This is a genomic window from Halorubrum tibetense, assembly GCF_042661865.1.
GTDB lineage: Archaea > Halobacteriota > Halobacteria > Halobacteriales > Haloferacaceae > Halorubrum > Halorubrum tibetense.
On the sequence record NZ_JBHSWW010000327.1, the window covers coordinates 1 to 2,404 of the forward strand.

Consider the following 2,404-nt stretch of genomic DNA (forward strand, 5'->3'; position numbering starts at 1 on the left):
CACACCGTCGCCGAGAAGCGCCAGGGGTTGACCGACGCGCCGAGCGGCGTCCCCGGCGTCGAGACGCTGTACCCGCTGCTCTTGGAGTCGGTCCGGTCGGGCGAGCTGTCGCTCGAGCGGGTCCGCGACGTGGTCGCCGCCACCCCCGCGTCGCTCTTCGGACTCGACAACAAGGGACGGATCGAGGCGGGTGCCGACGCCGACCTCGTGCTCGTCGATCTCACGAACCCGCGCGAGATCGAGGCGGCCGCGCTCCACTCGAAGGCCGAGTGGACTCCGTTCGAGGGACTTCAGGGCGTATTCCCCGAGCTGACGCTCGTTCGCGGCGAGCCGGTGTACGAGCGCGACCCCGTCACGGGTGCCGCATCGTTCGGGGAGTCGGCCGGCCGAAACGTTCGGACGCGGTGACTGGTCACGACGACCGGAGTCGGTAGCCACCGAAACGTCCGGACCGAGCAGGCAGATGTAGTGAACCGAGCGGCCGAGTGAGGCCCCTCGATGCGGCGGAACGCCTATGCCGCTGCTGTCCGTAACTCGCGATATCACACCTCTCATGCGCCGTGTTCACATGACTCGAATGAAGCGGACGCCGGATCGTGCCGTTCCGACGGGAGGCCAGGTGCGACGATGACGGACGCGAGAGACGCGGCCGAAGCCCCCCAACCCGCTGAAACGGGAGACACGAGGCGGGCCGGAAAGAAGGACTCCCATAGTCGCGCCGACCGGACGGAGCTCTCACCCATGGAGCCGGACGCGGCGAGCGCCCTCGTCGACCGGGTCGTCGACAACGTCGAGGAGGTGATCGTCGGCAAACACGACGCCGTCGAGCACGTCCTCGTTACGCTACTCGCGAGGGGGCACCTCCTGGTCGAGGACGTGCCGGGCGTCGGGAAGACCACACTCGCGAAGGCCGTCTCTCGCTCCGTCGACGCCTCGTTCAAGCGTGTTCAGTTCACGCCCGACCTTCTGCCCTCCGATGTCACCGGGGTCAACGTGTTCAACCAGAAGACCGACGAGTTCGACTTCCGGCCGGGACCGGTGTTCGCGAACGTCGTCCTCGGCGACGAAATCAACCGCGCCCCGCCCAAGACACAGTCCGCCCTCTTGGAGGCGATGGAGGAGCGGCAGGTGACGACCGACGGCGTCACTCGCGAGCTCCCGGACCCGTTCTGTGTCATCGCGACGCAGAACGACGTGGAGCCGGGGCGGACGTACGAGCTCCCCGTCGCGGAGGTCGACCGGTTCACGAAGAAGATACGGCTCGGCTACCCCGGGGTCGAGGAGGAGGCGACGATCCTCGACCGAACGGTCGGCGACCACCCGGTCGACGCGGTGGAGCCGGTGGCGACCGTCGGGGAGGTCCGGCGCGCGAGACGGACCGTCTCGGCCGTCGAGGTAACCGAGCCCGTCCGCACGTACGTCGCCCGGCTCGCCGAACACACCCGTCGGGAGGCGGCGCTCGGCGTGAGCCCCCGCGGGAGCCTCGCGCTGTTGCGGACCGCACAGGTCAGAGCCGTCCTCGACGACCGCGACTACGTGATCCCCGACGACGTGCAAGCCGAGGCCCCGACGGTACTCCCGCACCGTATCCGAACCGACTCTGGGGCACGGACCGGCGAGGACGTCGTCTCGGGCGCGCTCGAACGGGTCCCCGTAGAGTAATCCATGGCGATAACCGCGCTCACTCGACGAGGTCGGATCGTCGCCGGCGTCTGTCTCGTCGGGACCGTGATGGCGTTCGTCGTCGGCGGCCGGTCGCTCAACGCGGTGGTGATACCGGGGATCGTCGCCCTCGTGGCCGCGTACGTCCAGGTCGACCGAATCAAGCCGCCGGGCGTCCGTCGGTCCGGACTCGCTGACGGGTTCGTCGGCGAGAGCCACGACGTTCGCCTCGAGTTCCACGGCGACAGTCCCGGCCTCCCGGTCGAGCACTCGTTCGTCGCTCGCGTGACGGACCGGCTCGATGACGGATTGATCAGCCCGGACGAGCCGGTTCGGACCGCGGTCGGGGACGGGGCGGCGACGTATCGGGTCCACTACACTGACCGCGGCGGCCAGGGGTTCGGTCCCGTCGACGTGACCGCGACCGACGTGCTCGGCCTGTTCGAGAAACGGCTGGTCGTCGACGACCGGGACCGGGTCACCGTGTACCCGGAGTGTCACTCGGTTCCGGCGTGGTTCAGACGGGGGTTGTACGCCGACGAGGCCCTCGGCGAAAGCCGTCAGCGCGAGGAGTTCGACCGGCTCCGCGAGTACGCGCGGGGCGACGCGCTCCGTGACATCCACTGGCCGGCGACGGCCAAACACGACGACCTCGTCGTCAAGGAGTTCGCGGCGGAGACGGAGCACCGACGCGTGTCGGTCGCGGGCGGGACCGGAAAGGCGCGGGCGAGCGCGGCGGCCG

General features: G+C 69.6%; 3 protein-coding genes. All 3 read left to right on the forward strand.

Going from position 1 to position 2,404, the window contains the following annotated elements:
* Positions 1 to 408: amidohydrolase family protein (locus ACFQEU_RS14540; RefSeq protein ID WP_379783318.1), on the forward strand; the 408-nt coding region annotated here is incomplete at its 5' end.
* 219 nt (positions 409 to 627) lie between these two features.
* Positions 628 to 1,662 (forward strand): AAA family ATPase, encoded by a 1,035-nt coding sequence (locus ACFQEU_RS14545; protein WP_379783320.1) that lies wholly within the window; start codon positions 628 to 630, stop codon positions 1,660 to 1,662.
* Positions 1,663 to 1,665: 3 nt separating this feature from the next.
* Positions 1,666 to 2,404: DUF58 domain-containing protein (locus ACFQEU_RS14550; protein WP_379783322.1), on the forward strand; the 739-nt coding region annotated here is incomplete at its 3' end.

What these genes read in the sequence shown, in the direction of transcription:
- ACFQEU_RS14545 (WP_379783320.1), top strand. Translation starts at nt 628, where the DNA reads ATGACGGACGCGAGAGACGCGGCCGAAGCCCCCCAACCCGCTGAAACG.